This window comes from Corynebacterium sp. HMSC27B11 (assembly GCF_001815985.1).
In the GTDB taxonomy this organism is placed as follows: Bacteria; Actinomycetota; Actinomycetes; order Mycobacteriales; family Mycobacteriaceae; genus Corynebacterium.
Map to the genome: position 1 here is coordinate 146,223 of NZ_KV823561.1, position 17,527 is coordinate 163,749.

Annotated in this window: 22 protein-coding genes; 1 reads left to right on the top strand and 21 read right to left on the bottom strand. The window is 62.8% G+C overall.

What is annotated here, in order from left to right; all coding sequences use genetic code 11:
* Nucleotides 1–18: 18 nt before the first annotated feature.
* The 19 genes from HMPREF3097_RS06050 to rplN form a co-directional block, all read right to left on the bottom strand.
* Nucleotides 19–1,032 (bottom strand): DNA-directed RNA polymerase subunit alpha, encoded by a 1,014-nt coding sequence (locus tag HMPREF3097_RS06050; protein WP_070761541.1) that lies wholly within the window; start codon nucleotides 1,030–1,032, stop codon nucleotides 19–21.
* A gap of 113 nt (nucleotides 1,033–1,145) precedes the next feature.
* Nucleotides 1,146–1,751: a 30S ribosomal protein S4 gene (gene rpsD, locus HMPREF3097_RS06055; RefSeq protein ID WP_012359613.1), complete on the bottom strand. Its 606-nt coding sequence runs from the start codon at nucleotides 1,749–1,751 to the stop codon at nucleotides 1,146–1,148.
* Nucleotides 1,752–1,776: 25 nt separating this feature from the next.
* Nucleotides 1,777–2,184 carry a 30S ribosomal protein S11 gene (rpsK, locus tag HMPREF3097_RS06060; protein WP_070761542.1) on the bottom strand — a complete coding sequence of 136 codons (408 nt, stop codon included), beginning with the start codon at nucleotides 2,182–2,184 and terminating at the stop codon, nucleotides 1,777–1,779.
* A complete protein-coding gene (gene rpsM / locus HMPREF3097_RS06065) occupies nucleotides 2,184–2,552 on the bottom strand; it encodes a 30S ribosomal protein S13 (RefSeq protein WP_012359611.1) in 369 nt (122 codons plus the stop codon). The genes rpsK and rpsM overlap by 1 nt, the downstream gene beginning before the upstream one ends.
* 240 nt (nucleotides 2,553–2,792) lie before the next feature.
* Entirely contained in the window at nucleotides 2,793–3,011 is a 219-nt protein-coding gene (gene infA / locus HMPREF3097_RS06070) for a translation initiation factor IF-1 (RefSeq protein WP_018018723.1), read from the bottom strand.
* 177 nt (nucleotides 3,012–3,188) lie between these two features.
* Nucleotides 3,189–3,983 carry a type I methionyl aminopeptidase gene (gene map, locus HMPREF3097_RS06075; protein ID WP_070761543.1) on the bottom strand — a complete coding sequence of 265 codons (795 nt, stop codon included), beginning with the start codon at nucleotides 3,981–3,983 and terminating at the stop codon, nucleotides 3,189–3,191.
* A 157-nt stretch (nucleotides 3,984–4,140) separates the two neighbouring features.
* The gene (locus HMPREF3097_RS06080; protein WP_070761544.1) at nucleotides 4,141–4,686 is read right to left on the bottom strand and encodes an adenylate kinase; all 546 of its coding nucleotides are present in this window, start codon (nucleotides 4,684–4,686) and stop codon (nucleotides 4,141–4,143) included.
* The gene (gene secY, locus HMPREF3097_RS06085; protein WP_070761545.1) at nucleotides 4,683–6,017 is read right to left on the bottom strand and encodes a preprotein translocase subunit SecY; all 1,335 of its coding nucleotides are present in this window, start codon (nucleotides 6,015–6,017) and stop codon (nucleotides 4,683–4,685) included. Before secY ends, HMPREF3097_RS06080 begins: the two co-directional genes overlap by 4 nt.
* 371 nt (nucleotides 6,018–6,388) lie before the next feature.
* Nucleotides 6,389–6,835, bottom strand: coding sequence for a 50S ribosomal protein L15 (gene rplO, locus HMPREF3097_RS06090; RefSeq protein ID WP_070644715.1), 447 nt, complete (start codon nucleotides 6,833–6,835; stop codon nucleotides 6,389–6,391).
* Between the two features lie 2 nt (nucleotides 6,836–6,837).
* Nucleotides 6,838–7,023, bottom strand: coding sequence for a 50S ribosomal protein L30 (gene rpmD / locus HMPREF3097_RS06095; RefSeq protein WP_070644714.1), 186 nt, complete (start codon nucleotides 7,021–7,023; stop codon nucleotides 6,838–6,840).
* 3 nt (nucleotides 7,024–7,026) lie between these two features.
* Nucleotides 7,027–7,668 carry a 30S ribosomal protein S5 gene (gene rpsE / locus HMPREF3097_RS06100; RefSeq protein ID WP_070644713.1) on the bottom strand — a complete coding sequence of 214 codons (642 nt, stop codon included), beginning with the start codon at nucleotides 7,666–7,668 and terminating at the stop codon, nucleotides 7,027–7,029.
* 40 nt (nucleotides 7,669–7,708) lie between these two features.
* Nucleotides 7,709–8,119, bottom strand: a complete 411-nt coding sequence (rplR, locus tag HMPREF3097_RS06105) for a 50S ribosomal protein L18 (protein WP_012359603.1) — start codon at nucleotides 8,117–8,119, stop codon at nucleotides 7,709–7,711.
* The gene (gene rplF / locus HMPREF3097_RS06110) at nucleotides 8,119–8,655 is read right to left on the bottom strand and encodes a 50S ribosomal protein L6 (protein ID WP_012359602.1); all 537 of its coding nucleotides are present in this window, start codon (nucleotides 8,653–8,655) and stop codon (nucleotides 8,119–8,121) included. The genes rplR and rplF overlap by 1 nt, the downstream gene beginning before the upstream one ends.
* An 18-nt stretch (nucleotides 8,656–8,673) precedes the next feature.
* A complete protein-coding gene (gene rpsH, locus HMPREF3097_RS06115) occupies nucleotides 8,674–9,081 on the bottom strand; it encodes a 30S ribosomal protein S8 (protein ID WP_070761546.1) in 408 nt (135 codons plus the stop codon).
* A gap of 459 nt (nucleotides 9,082–9,540) precedes the next feature.
* Nucleotides 9,541–11,604 carry a PhoX family protein gene (locus HMPREF3097_RS06120; protein WP_070761547.1) on the bottom strand — a complete coding sequence of 688 codons (2,064 nt, stop codon included), beginning with the start codon at nucleotides 11,602–11,604 and terminating at the stop codon, nucleotides 9,541–9,543.
* Between the two features lie 170 nt (nucleotides 11,605–11,774).
* Nucleotides 11,775–12,263: a hypothetical protein gene (locus tag HMPREF3097_RS06125; protein WP_070761548.1), complete on the bottom strand. Its 489-nt coding sequence runs from the start codon at nucleotides 12,261–12,263 to the stop codon at nucleotides 11,775–11,777.
* Between the two features lie 203 nt (nucleotides 12,264–12,466).
* Nucleotides 12,467–13,048 carry a 50S ribosomal protein L5 gene (rplE, locus tag HMPREF3097_RS06130; RefSeq protein WP_012359598.1) on the bottom strand — a complete coding sequence of 194 codons (582 nt, stop codon included), beginning with the start codon at nucleotides 13,046–13,048 and terminating at the stop codon, nucleotides 12,467–12,469.
* A 2-nt stretch (nucleotides 13,049–13,050) separates the two neighbouring features.
* Nucleotides 13,051–13,362: a 50S ribosomal protein L24 gene (rplX, locus tag HMPREF3097_RS06135; protein WP_012359597.1), complete on the bottom strand. Its 312-nt coding sequence runs from the start codon at nucleotides 13,360–13,362 to the stop codon at nucleotides 13,051–13,053.
* The gene (gene rplN / locus HMPREF3097_RS06140; RefSeq protein ID WP_070758299.1) at nucleotides 13,363–13,734 is read right to left on the bottom strand and encodes a 50S ribosomal protein L14; all 372 of its coding nucleotides are present in this window, start codon (nucleotides 13,732–13,734) and stop codon (nucleotides 13,363–13,365) included. It abuts the gene before it with no gap.
* 485 nt (nucleotides 13,735–14,219) lie between these two features.
* Between rplN and HMPREF3097_RS06145 the strand changes: the two genes are divergently transcribed.
* Nucleotides 14,220–14,615, top strand: coding sequence for a hypothetical protein (locus HMPREF3097_RS06145; RefSeq protein WP_070758298.1), 396 nt, complete (start codon nucleotides 14,220–14,222; stop codon nucleotides 14,613–14,615).
* 194 nt (nucleotides 14,616–14,809) lie between these two features.
* On the opposite strand, the gene HMPREF3097_RS06150 is transcribed toward HMPREF3097_RS06145, so the two are convergent.
* Together HMPREF3097_RS06150 and HMPREF3097_RS06155 are read right to left on the bottom strand one after the other, a co-directional pair.
* A complete protein-coding gene (locus tag HMPREF3097_RS06150) occupies nucleotides 14,810–16,054 on the bottom strand; it encodes an MFS transporter (protein ID WP_070761549.1) in 1,245 nt (414 codons plus the stop codon).
* Between the two features lie 137 nt (nucleotides 16,055–16,191).
* Complete coding sequence (locus tag HMPREF3097_RS06155; protein ID WP_070761550.1) at nucleotides 16,192–17,427, bottom strand: MFS transporter; 1,236 nt, start codon at nucleotides 17,425–17,427, stop codon at nucleotides 16,192–16,194.
* Nucleotides 17,428–17,527: the final 100 nt, after the last annotated feature.

Genomic DNA, 17,527 nt, shown 5'->3' on the forward strand with positions numbered 1-17,527 from the left:
TGAGCGCTTAAGTGCGATTTACTCCGCGATGTCTTCGCCCTCGGTCTCGACCCACTCACCGGTCTCGGCGTCGTAGCCTTCGATGTCGGAGAGGTCGAAACCTTCTGGGGAGTCCTTGAGTGCCAGGCCCAAGCCAGCCAGCTTGACCTTGACCTCGTTGATGGACTTCTGGCCGAAGTTCCGGATGTCCAGCAGATCGGACTCGGTACGAGCAGCCAGCTCACCAACGGTGTGGATCTCTTCCCGCTTCAGGCAGTTGTAGCTGCGCACGGAGAAGTCCAGGTCCTCGATCGGCATGTTGTATGCGGCGATGTGCTCGGATTCCTGGGGGGACGGGCCGATTTCGATGCCCTCCGCCTCGGTGTTGAGCTCCTGTGCCAGGCCGAAGAGTTCGACCAGGGTCTTGCCGGCGGACGCCATGGCGTCGCGCGCGGACATGGAGCTCTTGGTCTCCACGTCGAGGATCAGCTTGTCGAAGTCCGTGCGCTGTTCGACACGGGTTGCCTCGACCTTGTAGCTGACCTTCAGGACCGGGGAGTAGATCTGGTCGACTGGGATGCGACCGATCTCGTCGGTGGAGGTTGCGGCTGGGACGTAGCCACGGCCGCGCTCAACGACCAGCTCGATATCCAGCTTTCCCTGCTCGTTGAGGGTGGCGATGTGCAGGTCCTTGTTGTGGATCTCCACGCCTGCTGGGGTCTCGATGTCTGCGCCGGTGACCGCTCCTGGGCCTTCCTTGCGCAGGTACATGGTGACCGGCTCATCGAAGTCGCTCGACAGGACGAGGGACTTGATGTTCAGGATGATGTCGGAGACATCCTCCTTCACGCCCGGGACGGTGGTGAACTCGTGGAGCACACCATCGATCCGCAGGGAGGTCACGGCTGCACCTGGGATGGAGGACAGCAGGGTGCGGCGCAGGGAGTTGCCGAGGGTGTAGCCGAAGCCCGGCTCGAGCGGCTCGATGACGAACCGGGAGCGGGAGTCGTCGATGAACTCCTCGGACAGCTCTGGACGCTGGGAAATCAGCATGTGTTACTTCTCCTTGTCGGCGACCGCTATTTGACGCCGGTAGCAGGATTGCCGTGCACCGTGGTGGTAGACGGCGGGGAGTAAATGTCTGTTTTTCAGATCGTTGTCGCGGACTACTTGGAGTAGTACTCGACGATGAGCTGCTCCTGCAGCGGGATGTCGATCTGAGCGCGCTCGGGCAGCTGGTGCACGAGGATGCGCAGGGTGGACGGAACGACCTGCAGCCACGCCGGAACGTTGGCGTCAACCAGGTTGTCCTGTGCCTCATCGAACCACAGCATGGAGCGGGAACGATCGCGGACATCGATGATGTCGTACTGGGAGACACGGAAGGACGGAACGTTGATCTTCTTGCCGTTCACGGTGAAGTGACCGTGGGAGACCAGCTGACGTGCCTGGCGACGGGTGCGTGCCAGACCAGCGCGGTAGATCACGTTGTCGAGGCGTGCCTCCAGCAGGATGACCAGGTTGTCACCGGTCTTGCCCGGCATTGCGTTGGCCTCTGCGTAGTAGCGACGGAACTGCTTCTCCATGACGCCGTAGGTGAAGCGAGCCTTCTGCTTCTCCTGCAGCTGGATCAGGTACTCCGACTCCTTGATGCGAGCGCGGCCAGCCTGACCCGGTGGGTACGGGCGGCGCTCGAAGGAACGGTCGCCACCGACGAGGTCGACGCGGAGGCGACGGGACTTACGGGTAACTGGGCCGGTATAACGAGCCATTGTTTATCCCTTAACCTTTCTTTTCTTAGACGCGACGACGCTTCGGTGGGCGGCAGCCGTTGTGCGGCTGTGGGGTGACGTCGGCGATGGTGCCGACCTCAAGCCCAGCGGTGGACAGGGAGCGGATTGCGGTCTCGCGACCAGAGCCCGGCCCCTTGACGAAAACGTCGACCTTCTTCATGCCGTGCTCCATTGCCTTGCGGGCAGCGGACTCGGCAGCCATCTGTGCGGCGAAAGGCGTGGACTTGCGGGAACCCTTGAAGCCGACCTGGCCGGAGGATGCCCACGAGATGACGTGGCCCTTCGGGTCCGTGATGGACACGATGGTGTTGTTGAAGGTGGACTTGATGTACGCGTGACCCTGGGTCACGTTCTTCTTGACTACGCGACGGCCGCGGCGGGCGCGCGTAGCGGTGCTCTTCGGTGCAGCCATTACTTCTTCTTTCCTGCGATCGTCTTCTTCGGGCCCTTACGGGTACGAGCGTTGGTCTTGGTGCGCTGGCCACGGACTGGCAGGCCACGGCGGTGGCGCAGTCCCTGGTAGGAACCAATCTCGATCTTGCGACGGATGTCGGCCTGGATTTCGCGGCGGAGGTCACCCTCAACCTTCCAGTTGTTCTCGATCACGTCACGCAGAGCTGCGAGCTGCTCGTCGCTCAGGTCCTTGGAACGCAGGTCCGGGGAGATGCCGGTCTTTTCCAGCAGCTCCTTGGATCGGGCTGGGCCGATTCCGAAGATGTAGGTCAGTGCGACCTCCATGCGCTTTTCGCGTGGCAGGTCTACACCAGCAAGGCGTGCCATATGGCATTATCCTTCCGGTTTTACGGCGGTTTTCTCCGTACTCATCCCGGTGGCCTGCTTCCTTCTTTTGACGACGTCACCCGCAATGGGGCGGATCAATCTTAAGAGGTTCAGCAGCGGGCTCCGGCCGCCGCGGCCAGAGGTAGGCAACCTCACCCACATGGCCACGTGTTGCGCGGCCGTGCCGCATGTGACCATGGGCGGGTGAGATTTGGATGTACGAAGGCTGACAGAGTTTTTTTACTTGTAGCGGTAGACGATACGACCACGAGAGAGGTCGTATGGAGAAAGCTCGACTACAACGCGATCCTCAGGAAGGATGCGGATGTAGTGCTGGCGCATCTTGCCAGAGATGTGTGCGAGCACCTTGTGCCCGTTATCCAGCTCGACTCGGAACATTGCATTCGGCAGGGGCTCGACGATGCGGCCCTCAACCTCAATGGCACCTTCTTTGGCCATATCCTCCACATTTCCCCGATGAACATGCTGGTCATCGGCTATTTGTGCGTGTATCGCTACGATGGTGCGGTCTGCTTGGCTCCCCGTTTTTGGGGTGCGTCACCTGCACCATCGGTCTATCGTACACGTGACCTGGGGCTTTAACAACTGCTGGCCAGGGCGGAGGAGGCCGGTGGATTAGCGGCGCGGAGTGAGGATGCGCGGGCCGCCGGCGGTGGCGGCGACGGTGTGCTCCCAGTGGGAGGAGTAGCTGCCGTCCACGGTGACCACTCCCCAATCGTCGTCGAGGACGGCGGTGTCGATGGTGCCGAGCGAGAGCATCGGCTCGATCGCGAGCACGGAGCCTTCCTGGATGACCGGACCGCGGCCCGGGCGGCCCTCGTTGGCGAGGTACGGGTCCTCGTGCATGCTGCGGCCGATGCCGTGCCCGCCGTAGCCGTCGATGATGTGCAGTGGCACGCCGAACTTCTCCTCGGCCTTGCGGGTCGCGAGTTCGAGGGCGTGGGAGATGTCCGTGAGGTGGTTGCCCGGGCGCATCGCCTTCAGGCCCTCCATGAGGACCCACTCGGTGGCCTGGTTGAGCAGTTCGTGTTCGCGGGCGATCTTGCCAATGCCGAAGGTCCATGCGGAGTCCCCTACCCAGCCGTCGAGGATCGCGCCGCAGTCGATGGAGACGAGGTCGCCTTCCTTGAGGACCACATCTGCCGCCGGGATGCCGTGGACGACCATGTCGTTGACGGAGCTGCAGATGGAGCCCGGGAAGCCCTGGTAGCCGAGGAAGGCTGGGGTTGCACCGGCGTCACGGATGGTGGCCTCGGCGATCTCGTCGAGGTCGAGGGTGCTCACCCCTGGCTTCGCGGCGGCCTTCACGGCCTGCAGTGTTCGGCCGACGACCTCGCCTGCGGCTTGCATGGCGTCGAGTTCCGCGGGTGTCTTCGCGGCGATCTTCTTGCTCTTCTTTCGGAAAGCCACCGAAAGCCTCCTTGTTCTTGTGTTCTTGTAGCCCGGATTGGTGGGCCAAAAGTTAAACCCGCCCACCGGTGACGTCCGGAAGATGGGCGGGAAAAGGCGGACCGTTGGGCCCTACCAGGATCGGCGCCGCGCATGCGGGTGGCGGCTAGTCCCGGTTTTACTTGTCCAGGGCGGACAGGGTGGTCTCGGAGATGTCCTCGACGGAGCCTTCGGCATCGATGTTGAGGATGCGGCCCTGGTAGTAGTCGATCAGCGGTGCGGTCTCCTCGCGGTAGACCTGCAGGCGGGTGCGGATCGTGGACTCGTTGTCGTCGTTACGGCCACGGGAGAGCATGCGCTCGACCACGACGTCCTCGGAGACCTGGTAGTTGATCACCGCGTCCAGCTTCAGGTCCTTGTCCTTGAGCATCTCCTCGAGCAGGTCGGCCTGCTCGATGGTGCGCGGGAAACCGTCCAGCAGGAAGCCGTTGGCGGCGTCGCCCTCGTCGAGGCGGGCACGAACCATGTTCGCGGTGACCTCGGTCGGGACCAGCTTGCCAGCGTCCATGTACTCCTGAGCCTGCTTGCCAAGCTCGGTGCCCTGGGAGATGTTCGCGCGGAACAGGTCGCCCGTGGAGATGTGCGGGATGTTCAGTGCGTCGGAGAGCAGCTGGGCCTGGGTGCCCTTGCCGGCACCGGGAGGGCCGAGGAGAACTAGTCTCATTTGAGGAATCCTTCGTAGTTAGCTTGCATCATTTGCGATTCGATCTGCTTGACCGTGGTCAGGGCCACGGACACGAGAATCAGAACCGCGGTACCACCGAACGGCATGCCGCCGCCGGAGGCCTGGGACGTGTCCACTCCCAAGTTAATGAGGATGTTGGGCAACACCGCAATGATACCCAAGTACAGGGAGCCCACGACCAGAAGGCGGTTCATGACGTAGCCGAGGTACTCGGCGGTTGGGCGACCCGGGCGGATACCCGGGATGAAGCCACCGTACTTCTTCATGTTGTCTGCCTGGTCGTACGGGTCGTACTGGACGGAGACGTAGAAGAAGGAGAAGAAGATGATCAGCGCGAGGTAGACCAGGATGTACTGCCATGCCGCGGGGTTCTGCAGCACGGACATGACGTTGCGGTTCCACCAGTTGTTCGCGACGTCCTCGCCTGCAGCGGCACCAGACTGGATGATCTGGGTGATCAGGATCGGGACGGTCAGCAGGGAGGACGCGAAGATCACCGGGATCACGCCGGCCTGGTTGACCTTGAGCGGCAGGTAGGTGGAGGTCTCGCCGTACTGGCGGCGGCCGATCATGCGCTTGGCGTACTGCACCGGGATGCGGCGCTGGCCCTGCTCGACGAAGACCACGCCGACGATGAGCAGCAGCATGCCGAAGACCACCGCACCGAAGATGAAGCCACCGGAGTTGGAGAGGATGGACACACCCTCCCCCGGCAGGGTGGTTGCAATACCCGCCATGATGAGCAGGGACATGCCGTTGCCCACGCCGCGGTCGGTGATGAGCTCGCCGAGCCACATCACGAGAACAGCGCCGGAGGTCATGATGAGCACCATGACGATCAGGCCGAAGATGCCGACCTCGTCCTTGAGGACTGGGATGCCCTGGCCGAGCAGCTGCTCGCGGTCCGCCAGGGCGACGATGCCCGCGGACTGCAGCAGGGCCAGCGCGACGGTGAGATAACGGGTGTATTCCGTCATCTTCGCCTGCCCAGTCTGGCCCTCCTTCTTCAGCTGCTCGAACTTCGGAATCACCACGGTGAGCAGCTGCACGATAATCGACGCCGTAATGTACGGCATGATGCCGATCGCGAAGATGGACAGCTGCAGCAGCGCGCCGCCGGAGAAGAGGTTGATCAGCGAGTAGACGGCGGAGGATTCGGTGAGTTCCGAGATCTGCTTGGTGATGTTTGCGTAGTCGACGCCCGGCGTTGGGATCTGCGAGCCGATGCGGTACAGGATGATCATCGCAAGAGTGAAAAGGATCTTCTTGCGGAGATCAACGTTTTTGAACGCCCCGGTGATGGCGGACAAACTGGCCTCCTGTGTTGGTGGGCCCGCGCTGTGGTGGCCGCGCGAGTTATCGCAGGGCCGGTGCCGCAGAGCGTGCGCCATGGAATTGAAGTCTCTAGTAGCAAAGTAGCAGCCGGTGCGGACACGGTTTTCTTTGCCACGCTGCCGGTTGCTTATTATGCCACCCCTAGGCGGCCACTGAGTGAGAGGCGCCTAGGCAGATAACCAAACCAGAGTAACAGTTTGGCTACTGGTTTAGAAAGTCTTCGGCCTGCTAAGGGAATGGTTCGCAGAAAGCACAAGACCCCGCCGGTGCGAGATGCACCGAGCGGGGTCTTGCTATATCGCTACCGGGCGAGGAAAGTCCCTCACCGGGCTGCGCTTTTTCAGGCTTAAGCCTCCGTGACGGAGCCGCCTGCCTTCTCGATCTTCTCCTTAGCGGAGCCCGAGAACTTGTTTGCGGTGACGTTCAGCTTGACGCTGATCTCGCCGTTGCCCAGAACCTTGACCGGCTGCTTAGCGCGGACCAGGCCAGCTGCGACGAGGTCTGCAACTGCGACGTCGCCGCCGTTCGGGAAGGCCTTCTCGAGGTCGGAGACGTTCACGACCTGGAAGATGACCTTGTTGTTGTTCTTGAATCCCTTGAGCTTCGGCAGACGCATCTGCAGTGGCATCTGGCCACCCTCAAAGTATGCAGGAACCTTGTTGCGGGCCTTGGTGCCCTTCGTACCACGACCAGCGGTCTTACCCTTGGATGCTTCACCGCGACCCACGCGGGTCTTAGCCTTGTTTGCACCCTTGGCCGGACGGAGGTCGTGGAGCTTGATTGGATCGCTCATTTTTACTCCCCTGCCACTTCTTCAACCTCGACCAGGTGGCGAACGGTGTGGACCATGCCGCGGGTGACAGAGTTGTCCTCGCGGATGACCTCCTGACCGATGCGCTTCAGGCCGAGGGAACGCAGCGTGTCACGCTGGTTCTGCTTCTTACCAACAGTGCCCTTGATCTGACGGATCTTCAGTGCCATGGGTTATGCCCCCTGTCCTGCAGCACGGGCGCGCAGCATGGCTGCCGGAGCAACCTCTTCGAGGCTCTTGCCACGACGTGCGGCGACCTCTTCTGGGCGCACGAGCTCCTTGAGGCCGGCCACCGTTGCGTGAACAACGTTGATGGCGTTCGGCGAGCCGAGCGACTTGCAGAGAATGTCCTGGACGCCAGCGCACTCCAGCACCGGGCGGGCTGCGCCACCGGCGATAACACCGGTACCTGGGGCAGCCGGACGCAGCATGACGACGCCTGCTGCGGCCTCACCCTGCACCGGGTGGGTGATGGTGCCGTTGATCATCGGGACGCGGAAGAAGTTCTTGCGAGCTTCCTCGGCACCCTTCTGGATAGCGGCTGGGACTTCCTTGGCCTTGCCGTAGCCGACACCGACCATGCCCTGGCCGTCACCCACGATCACCAGAGCGGTGAAGCTGAAGCGACGACCACCCTTGACGACCTTGGACACACGGTTGATGGTGACGACGCGCTCGATGTACTGGTTGCGCTCGTCCTGCTGGTTGTTGCGACGATCGTTACGGCCACCGCGCTCGTTGCGGCCGCCGCGCTGGTTGCGATCGTTGCGGTTGTTCTCGGCGGAGCGTCCGCCGTTACGGTCACGTTCCGACATCACGCGTTCCTTCCGTTGGAGTTCATGGTGTTGGTGGTCATTAGAACTTCAGACCACCTTCGCGGGCGGCGTCTGCCAGAGCGGCGACGCGGCCGTGGTACTGGTAGCCAGCGCGGTCGAAGACGACTGCCTCGATGCCAGCTTCCTTCGCACGCTGTGCGATCAGTTCGCCAACCTTGGCGCCACGTGCCTTCTTGTCGCCCTCGACTCCACGGACCTCTGCTTCGAGGGTGGACGCAGCGCACAGGGTGTGACCGACGGTGTCGTCGATGATCTGTGCGTGCATGTGGCGAGAAGAACGGTGCACGACGAGACGCGGGGTCTCCGGGGTGCCCTGGATGGTCTTGCGGATGCGGTTGTGACGGCGGGAGCGCGCAACGCGACGGCGAGTGGAGATGTCCTTGCCCAGCGGAAGGCGCTTGCCAGCCTTGTTGGAATCGTTGTTGCTCATTACTTACCCGTCTTTCCGACCTTGCGACGGACCTGCTCGCCCTCGTAGCGGATGCCCTTACCCTTGTATGGGTCATCCTTACGCAGGCCACGAATGTTGGCGGCGATCTGTCCGACCTTCTGCTTGTCGATGCCAGAGATGGAGAACTTGGTGTTTCCGTCCACGGCGAAGGTGATACCTTCGTCAGCCTTGATCAGGATTGGGTGGGAGTAGCCCAGGGAGAACTCGAGGTCCTTGCCCTTGAGCTGCACACGGTAACCAACGCCGAAGATCTCCATCTTCGTGGTGTACCCCTCGGTCACGCCAACAACCATGTTGTTGACGAGGGAGCGGGAAAGGCCGTGCAGGGAGCGGTTCTTGCGGTGATCGTCCGGGCGGGAGACGACGATCTCGTCGCCTTCCTGTGCCACTGCGATCGGCGCTGGGATGTCAGTGTTGAGGGTGCCCTTTGGGCCCTTGACCTCAACGTTCTGACCGTTGATGGTGACGGTGACGCCAGAAGGGACGGACACCGGAGCGAAGCCGATACGAGACATGCTTGGTTCCTCCTTCTATTACCAGACGTAGGCGAGCACTTCGCCGCCGACGCCCTTGTTCGAGGCCTCACGGTCAGTCAGCAGGCCGTGGGACGTGGAGATGATCGCCACGCCCAGACCACCGAGAACCTTTGGCAGATTGGTGGACTTGGTGTACACACGCAGGCCTGGCTTGGAGACGCGGCGGACACCGGCGAGAGCGCGCTCGCGGGTCGGGCCGTACTTGAGGGTGATCTCAAGCTCCTTGCCTGCCTTGCCATCCGTGCGGTCGTTGACGGCAAAGTCTTCGATGTAGCCTTCCTGCTTCAGGATCTCAGCAATGTGAGCCTTGAGCTTGGAGGAAGGCATCGTGACGCTGTCGTGGAACGCGTTGGAAGCGTTCCGCACGCGGGACAACATGTCCGCGATCGGGTCAGTCATGGTCATGGTTTAGGTGACCTTTACCTTTCTCGTTGCGGTTCCCGTTCCCACCCTTTTCGCGTGCACCGCGACTCGCTGGCGACTAACGCACTTCCAAGCCCAATAGCTTGGGGCGCTCGCTACCAAGATGTGTCCGCGGCCGCTATGGGCAGGGGGCCTACAACAAAGTGGATGTTTTCTTACTAGCTCTTGTTGACTGTGTGAGCAGATCTGCGCACGTCAAGTGTGCTGTGGGCACACTTTTCCCGCAACAAGACTCAACAAGCTTAGCAACCTGCGTATTTATTGCCAAGCCGAGGGCGGTGGGCCCGCTAGCTATCCACTCCAAGTTCGCGCGCTCTCCTTGGGCGACTGACCACGAAGCCGAGGCGCAGACCCATTCGCTGCACCGCGGCTTTATCCTGTGGCTCCCCCTCTAGGCCTCCCCCAAGGCCTTCCACAAGGCCTTTCCGCTAGGCCTTTCCGCTAGGCCTCAATACCGATCTTCTTACCGTCACGGCGCCAGACCACCGCCACGGCCGGGCGCGGCACCGAGTTGCCGCCCTCCGGCCAGTGGGAGGCGGGCTTTTCGAAGGTGGCGTCGTCGTCCTCGCCTGGGTGCTGGACGTTCACCATGACGCGCTCGTCCGTAACGATCGGGCCACAGGTCTCCGCAGCCACCGGAACGGTGAGGAAGCAGCGGGTCTCGCCACGGTTCTCGCCCTTCAGGCCGACCGCGTACAGGCCGTCGTTGCTGTCCAGGGCGTTGCCGTCGGTGGAGATCCACAGGTTGCCGTGGGAGTCGAAGGCCAGGTTATCCGGGCAGGAGATTGGGGAAACCTTGGACTTATCGAAGCCGCCGAAGTAAGTCTCGGCTTCCTCCGGGTCGCCACAGACCAGCAGCAGGTTCCAGGTGAACTTCTCCCCCGCGTGCTCATCGTCGATCTCCATGACCAGGCCGTTCTTGTTCTCCTTGATCGGAGCGTACTCCGTCGGGTCTTCCTGGTTCTTCTCGGCGTTCTCGCCGGTCGCACCGCGGTACTTGTTATTGGTCAGGGAGACGTAGAGCAGGCCGGTGTGCGGGTTGGCCTCGAAGTCCTCCGGGCGGTCCATCTTGGTCGCACCCACCTTGTCTGCAGCCATGCGGGTGTAGACGGCGACCTCCTCCGGGGTGAAGCCCTCGACGTGGGACTCCGCACCGTCCGCGGTGACGGTCAGCAGCTTCTTCCACTGGCCGGTGCCGTCGAACTTGCCATCCTCTGGCAGCTCGCCGTCGCCGGTGATCTCCTTGTCCGGGGAGTTGCCCTTCAGGGTGGCGACGTAGAGAGTGCCCTCGTCGAGGATGGTCATGTTGTGCTTCATGTCCCCCTCCCTGATCTTCTTGGAGGAGACGAACTTGTAGATGTACTCGAAGCGGGCGTCGTCGCCGGAGTAGCAGACGACGGTGCCGTCGTCGGTGACGTAGATGTTGCCGGCCTCGTGCTTGAAGCGGCCCATGGAGGTGTGCTTGACCGGGGTGGAGTACGGGTCGGTCGGGTCGACCTCGACCATCCAGCCGAAGCGGTGGAACTCGTTGGGCTCCTTTGAAAGGTCGAAGCGGTCGTGGAGGCGCTCCCACTTGCGCTCGGAGGCACCCTCTGGGGCATCGAAGCGCTTGATATCTTCCTTGGCCTTGCCCTCGACCTGGGCCTTGTCGGCGTTGGCCCAGTACTGTTCGAAGTTCTCCTCGCCGGAGAGGAAGGTGCCCCACGGGGTGATGCCGCCGGAGCAGTTGTTCAGAGTGCCGCGGACCTTCTTGCCGCTCGGGTCGGCCTTAGTCTTGACCAGATCGTGGCCGGCGGCCACGCCGCGCATCTCGAAGATGGTCTCGCCGGTGATGCGGCGGTTCAGCGGGCCGAACTCGCGCTTGAGCTCGCCGGTCTTGCCGACCTTGGAGACCTCGAGGATGGTGTGGCCGTGGTTGGCCAGGCCGATGTTGATCTGCTCATCGGTGGGGTTCTCCGCATCGTAGCGCGGGAACATGTGTGGCTCGGTAGTGTACTCGTGGGAGCACACGTACAGCAGGCGATTCGGGTCCTTCGGGTGCTCCAGCAGGCCGGCGAAGTCGTTGTTGAAGCCGAACTGGCGCTCCGCGGCCTTGGCGGTCTGCTTGTACGGGTCAAACTTCGGGGCGTCCGGGAAGATCGGGTCGCCCCAGGCGATCAGGACGCCGGAGGCGTAGCCTGCCGGGACCACGAGTTCGTCCTTCTCGTTGGCAGCCACTGGCTCGAACTGCATGCCCTTCAGCGGGCCGGGAGCCTTGCCACCTTCCGAGGAACCGGAGGACTGGGCGGTACTGCCGTCCGCGCAGGCCGCCAGTGCCGTTCCGCCGCCGATGGTCAGCGCTGCCAGACCGGCGCCGCGCAGCACGCTGCGGCGGGAGATGTCCCCGAAGTATGGGTTCGAGGAGGTGTTTGAGCACTCCCCGAAGCAGGCGTTACCGCACTTGTAGGTACAGGTGCGGGACGAGCGACGAGATTGGAACAGCAGGTTCATGCCCTTGATTGCCACGTAATTGTCCTTCTTCTTGTGGGTCTTGCGAAGAACAAGATAGGCAAGCGAGGTGACCTGCAAGGGAGGCCAGAGTGAATCCGGCATTAATTGTCTGTACCCCCTGGCGTGGCGCCTCCCCTACTCGTTTGCGCTCCCCCGGAGTGCGCCGCGCCAGAACCTGCGCGGGGTTAGTTGTCGGCCTTGAGCGCCCGCTTTGCTGCGCGCTTCTCGGCCTTCTTGATCTTCCGCTTCGTGGCGAACTTATTGGCACCGTCGGCGGCATCCATGGCGACGAGCCCGGCGCCGATCGCGACGAGGAAAACGTTGGAGGAAAGCTGCAGGCCCTCCTCGGTGGGGCGGATGCCGTCCTCGTGGGTCATGTTGGGGTTGCGGAAGTACATGGAGAGCAGCCCGGCGCCGAAGGTGGCCAGGGCCGCGCCGGCGAGCTTGTTGGAGACGAAGGGCGCGAGCAGGGCGCCGCCGACCGCGAGTTCTGCCCCGCCGAGGATATTGGCGAATTGATCGCTGGGCAGCTTCTTCAGGGCAGGCACGCCAGAGGCAGCGAACTGCTGGAGGCCGGCGGACTTGGCTGGCTCGGCACCGAACTTCTCGATGGCAGAGTTAACGATGTAGGCGCCCGGGACGGAACGCAGGATTGCGCTAGGCAGGAAAGACATTTTTGCTCCTTTGCTGTTCTTCGCACCTCCGGCACGGAAACGCCGGGATGCTAATAAATGCAGAATGGTCCCCAGCCTAGCGACGAAACCCCACCCCTGTCGATGACGTATCACCTTGTTCCGCGAATACCCCTCTCCCAGATGGCAACAGCGCCCCACCGTGATCGGTGGGGCGCTGCCAGAGTGCTACAGAAGACTAGAAACTAGTCAGCCTGCTGCATCTTGCCGTCCTTGTCCTTGAACGGGAAGCCGAGGCGGCGCAGCAGTGCGCGGCCCTCTTCGTCGTTCGTGGCAGTGGTGACGACGGTGATGTTCATACCGCGCGGACGGTCCATCTTGTCCACGTCGATCTCGTAGAACATGGTCTGCTCGGAGAGGCCGAAGGTGTAGTTGCCGTGGCCGTCGAACTGACGGTCGGAGAGGCCGCGGAAGTCACGAATACGCGGCAGGGCGATCGTGAGCAGGCGGTCCAGGAACTCCCACATGCGGTCGCCACGCAGGGTGACGCGGGCGCCGATCGGCATGCCCTCGCGCAGCTTGAAGTTAGCGATTGCCTTCTTCGCGGTGCGGACCTGCGGCTTCTGGCCGGTGATTGCGGTCAGGTCAGCGATTGCGCCGTTGATCATCTTGGAGTCACGTGCAGCGTCGCCGACGCCCATGTTGACGACAACCTTGGTCACGCCAGGGATCTGCATGACGTTGTCGAAGTTGAACTCGGCCTGCAGCTTTTCCCGGATTTCCTCACGGTACTGAGCCTTCAGACGAGGAGTGTAGTTGTCGCTCATCCTTAGATGTCCTTCCCGTTGCGCTTGGATACGCGGATCTTCTTGCCGTCTTCGAAGCGGTAACCAATGCGGGTCGGGTTGCCGTCGGAGTCGATGACCATCACGTTGGAGACGTGGATCGGTGCCTCCTGGGTCACGATGCCGCCGGACTCTGCGCCACGCTCAGGGGCGGAGTTGGCTACGTGCTTCTTGATGCGGTTGACGCCCTCGACAAGAACCTTGTCGCGCTTCGGGTAGGCCTCGATGACCTTGCCCTTAGCACCCTTGTCCGGGCCGGAGATAACAATGACGGTATCGCCCTTGCGGATCTTCATTTACAGCACCTCCGGAGCAAGCGAAACGATCTTCATGAACTTCTTCTCGCGAAGCTCACGAGCGACTGGGCCGAAGATACGGGTACCACGTGGGTCGTTATCGTTGGCCTTGATGATGACGGCTGCGTTCTCATCGAAAGAGATGTAGGAACCGTCTGGGCGGCGGGTTGGCTTCTTGGTGCGGACGATGACTGCACGCACGATTTCGTTTTCCTTGACGGTGCCGCCTGGGGCTGCTTCCTTGACGGTTGCAACCACGACATCGCCAATGCCAGCGCTGCGCTTGACGGAGCCGCCGAGCACGCGGATGACCAGGATTTCCCGGGCACCCGAGTTGTCAGCTACTCGCACGCGCGATTCTTGCTGAAGCACTTTAGAGTCTCCTAGAACCTAGTAGTTGGTGTGCGCGGGATTTCCGACCCTCACGCACGCGGTCCTTGCCTCGGTTGTGCGCGCACGACAAGGCGTGCCCGCGCGAGGCAACCTGCACATTATGGCACAGGCTGACTGGCCTCCCAAATCTTGACTGTCGAGGTGCTATGGCTTCAGCCAAACCCCAGGGCGATGGATTGTGAATTTCCGCACATTGAGCGCGCTTTTCAGCCTGTTTTTCGCGCGCGGGCTGGGGCTTTACCGGCTAACTGCACGAAAAGCTGGAAAGAAATAAAAATAGTGGTTGTTTTTTATCATCTTTCGCTTATACTTTGCTGCGTACGCGCTGGACGTGGTCGAAAATTTTTCGCCAGGTTCGTGGCAGCACCGGGGAGCCGGTGATGCATGAGGATTCAGCGCCGGATCGTTCTCACACTTCATTGACACAATCGGTCCTCGTAATCAGGGGCCGGGAAGGATTCTTCGTGAAGAAGACCATCATCGCACTCGCAGCTGCTTCCTCCGTCGCTCTGTCCCACGGCGTCGCCGTCGCTGAGGATTCCAAGGTCGGTACCGAAGTCACCGCTGAGGCTGGCCAGACCGCCGGCTCCTCCAACAAGGGCGGGAATGAGGCCAAGGGTTCCTCTGACCGCGACCTCGGTCGCGAGATCTTCGGCTGGCAGGACGGCACCCAGCAGGCTTACAAGAACGGTGTTCCGGTCTTCGACGCCAAGGGCAACCCGGTGCCTGAGGAGAAGACCACCTTCGGCAAGAAGTTCAAGGATATCGCTGGCGCCGTCGCCGCGGTCGTGGCTCTGCTCGGCTCCATCTCCGCTCTCGTCGCGAACATCGAGAAGATCGCCAAGCAGTTCACCAAGTAATCTGCCGCTCTGCCCGGCTCAACAGTCGGCCTGAGCCCCAGCGGGACCCGAGGATCACCCTCGGGCCCCGCTTTTTGTTGCTTAACCCCCTTTTTGTCTTCTTTCCCACTGGGCTCCCATTCCCCTACATCTCCGCTTCCCTCCCCGCTTCGCCATGGCGCGCAGCTATCGCGGGGAGCAGACTTTCCAGCCCCCTAGAGCGCGGAGACCGAGCTCGGCTTGCGCAGCGTCTCCCTCCCGAAGCACCACGCCACCACCGCGAGCCCCGCGACCACCCCACAGGCCAGGAAACCCGCGTGGAAGCCAGCCCACTGAATCAGCAGCCCCACCACGATCGGCCCCAGGATCGCACCGGTGTCCTGCGCCATCTGGAAGTTCGCAAGCACCCGGCCACCCGAACGCTCCGCACCGATCACATCCGCGAGCACCGCCTGCTGGGCCGGGTTGAACAGCCCGGCACCCGCTCCCGCGAGCACGCTGAGCAGCAACAGCGACCACACGCGGTCCGAAAAGCCCAGCGCCGCCGTGAACGCACCATTGGCCAACAGCCCCACCAGGATCAGCGGCTTGCGTCCCACTCGGTCAGCCGCGCGCCCGCTGAACTGCTGCACCACGGCATTGCCCGCAGCAAAAGTCGCCATCGCCAGCCCCGCATAAGCCGCACCGGATTCGAAGATCGCCGCCGCCAGCAGCGGTAGCGTCGCCACGCGCACGCCGAAGCTCAGCCAGCCATTGGCGAAACCACCAACCAGGGCGCTGCGGTATGCGGAATCCGCGAAGGCCTCGCGGAAACGCATCGGGGTGGTCGGCCGCCCGCCCTCGGTGGGCCGCACCCCGACCGAGGCGGGCATGCGCCACCACACCACCACAGCAGCCAAGAACACCCCAGCGCCGTAGATCGCGAAGGGCGCGCGCATCCCCAGCACCGTCAGCAGCGCACCCAGCACCGGCCCCAGCACATTACCCAGCAGAAAAGCCGTGGCGTACAGGCTGGAGCAGCGCCCGCGGATCTCCGGTGGGGAGAGCCGCACAATCAGCCCCATCGCGGAAACCGTGAACATCGTAGAACCAATGCCAGCGACCGCGCGCAGCAGCAGGATGTGCCAGTATTCCCCCACGAACGCGACCAGCCCGGTCGTGAGAGCCACGATGAGCAGGCCCGAAAGGTAGACGCGCCGCGATCCCAGGCGATCCACCAGCCGCCCTGAGACCGGAGCGAAGGCCAGGCGAGAGAAGGCGAAGATACTGACCACCGCACCAGCCGCGGCCACGCCCACGTTGAAGGACTGCGCGAACTGCGGCAGGATCGGCGCGATCAGCCCATAGCCCAACGCGATGATGAACGCCGCGGCGACCAGCACCCAGATGGACTGCGGTACCGCTGGTTTCTCGGCCTTCGCCGAGCCCGGCTTTTCGCCAGCCCCCGCATCGGGCTTCATGCCGGTCGCCGAGTTCGACTCCCCTCCAGCTACCAGCGCAGGCTTTTCTTCGGGCCCCTCCCCCTGCGTTAACTCCTCACCATCACGTGCCATATCAACTAACGCTAGCCCACCGCGTTGTGCAGCCAGGCGTCGGCTTAAGCCTCCGCGTAGCCCTGCCTGGCCTGCGGCCGCCGCCCGTGGACGAAGAAGTAGAACACTCCAGCCACCGCGACCAGCCCCGCGAGCAGCAGATACAACGCCGAGTACCCCGTCGCGCTGATCAGCGAGCCCAGGAAGATCGGCCCCAGAGCCACACCTACGTCAACAAGCAGCATGAGCGTAGAGATCCCGGTGCCCAGCCGGGAGGCGTCCACCAACCGCACCGCGATCGCCTGCGAAGCGGGCATCAGCGTCCCGTAACCCAGACCGCTCAGCACACCAGCAACGATGACCAGCGCGTCATTACCCGCCAGTGCCAACACAACCAGCGCCAGGATGAACATGGCCACGCCGAAGTACACCACCGCGTTATCGCCGCGCTCGTCCTGAATACGGCCCAGGAAGAAGCGGGAGATGAACATCGCGGCGGCATAAGCCAGGAAGAACACCGAGGCGCCCGTCTGCGTGCCCCGATCTTCCGAGTAGCTCATCAGGAACGTGATCACGCCCGAGTAGCTCACGCCCACGATCAGCATGAACACACCGATCGGCACGACCCGACCGTCCGCGATGTCCGAGGCGTGGAAGCTCGGTCGTTCCCCGTCGCGGGCCTCTTCCGCTGCGGCGCGCTCCCCCGCCGTCATTCCGAGGAGGACGCCGAGAACCAGGCTGACCACCGCAACCGCGATCGTCGTCGTGAACAATGCGCGGTAGCTGAACTGACCGACCAGGAACAGCCCGAATGCCGGGCCCAGCGCCGTGGAGAGCGTATTACCCAGCGCGAAGAAGCCGGTGCCCTCCGCACGGCGAGCCGGCGGGATCACCCGCTGGGCGGTGGTCATCACCGCCGTGGAGGCGATCGCGTAGCTCAGGCCGTGCAGCATGCGAACCAGGATCAGCACCCAGAAGGAGCCCTCCAGCAGGTAGCCGACGCTGCTGACCGCCACCACTGCCAGGGAGATCCACAGCACCCGCCGCCTGCCGAAGGCGTCCACGAGGTATCCGGAGAACAAGCGCGCCACCGTGGCACCGACGACGAAGGAGCTGGAGGCGAAACCCGCCGCCGCATCCGAGGCGGCGAACTGTTTCACCGCGTAGAGGGCCATCGTCGTGACCAGGATGTAGAAGGCGAGGTACTGGGTGAAGTTAATGACCCACGCGAGGGCGAATGCGGGGGTGACCAGCTTGTCATCTGCTGGAGGCTGGAGTGTGGCTGTGGTGTTCTCCTTCAATTCCGGTATGGCCTCCTTCGGCGGTTGGGCACTGTGATGCATCACTAAAAAAGACGGTTGTCCACGCTACGGGGTTAAGTAAAGAAAAGTGTGTCCGCAT

Coding starts and splice junctions, on each gene's coding strand:
- HMPREF3097_RS06050 (WP_070761541.1), bottom strand. CDS start 1,032: ATGCTGATTTCCCAGCGTCCAGAGCTGTCCGAGGAGTTCATCGACGAC.
- rpsD (WP_012359613.1), bottom strand. CDS start 1,751: ATGGCTCGTTATACCGGCCCAGTTACCCGTAAGTCCCGTCGCCTCCGC.
- rpsK (WP_070761542.1), bottom strand. CDS start 2,184: ATGGCTGCACCGAAGAGCACCGCTACGCGCGCCCGCCGCGGCCGTCGC.
- rpsM (WP_012359611.1), bottom strand. CDS start 2,552: ATGGCACGCCTTGCTGGTGTAGACCTGCCACGCGAAAAGCGCATGGAG.
- infA (WP_018018723.1), bottom strand. CDS start 3,011: ATGGCCAAAGAAGGTGCCATTGAGGTTGAGGGCCGCATCGTCGAGCCC.
- HMPREF3097_RS06080 (WP_070761544.1), bottom strand. CDS start 4,686: ATGAGACTAGTTCTCCTCGGCCCTCCCGGTGCCGGCAAGGGCACCCAG.
- rplO (WP_070644715.1), bottom strand. CDS start 6,835: ATGAGCGATCCAATCAAGCTCCACGACCTCCGTCCGGCCAAGGGTGCA.
- rpmD (WP_070644714.1), bottom strand. CDS start 7,023: ATGGCACTGAAGATCCGTCAGATCAAGGGCACTGTTGGTAAGAAGCAG.
- rpsE (WP_070644713.1), bottom strand. CDS start 7,668: ATGTCGGAACGTGACCGTAACGGCGGACGCTCCGCCGAGAACAACCGC.
- rplR (WP_012359603.1), bottom strand. CDS start 8,119: ATGAGCAACAACGATTCCAACAAGGCTGGCAAGCGCCTTCCGCTGGGC.
- rplF (WP_012359602.1), bottom strand. CDS start 8,655: ATGTCTCGTATCGGCTTCGCTCCGGTGTCCGTCCCTTCTGGCGTCACC.
- rpsH (WP_070761546.1), bottom strand. CDS start 9,081: ATGACCATGACTGACCCGATCGCGGACATGTTGTCCCGCGTGCGGAAC.
- HMPREF3097_RS06125 (WP_070761548.1), bottom strand. CDS start 12,263: ATGTCTTTCCTGCCTAGCGCAATCCTGCGTTCCGTCCCGGGCGCCTAC.
- rplE (WP_012359598.1), bottom strand. CDS start 13,048: ATGAGCGACAACTACACTCCTCGTCTGAAGGCTCAGTACCGTGAGGAA.
- rplX (WP_012359597.1), bottom strand. CDS start 13,362: ATGAAGATCCGCAAGGGCGATACCGTCATTGTTATCTCCGGCCCGGAC.
- HMPREF3097_RS06150 (WP_070761549.1), bottom strand. CDS start 16,054: ATGAAGCCCGATGCGGGGGCTGGCGAAAAGCCGGGCTCGGCGAAGGCC.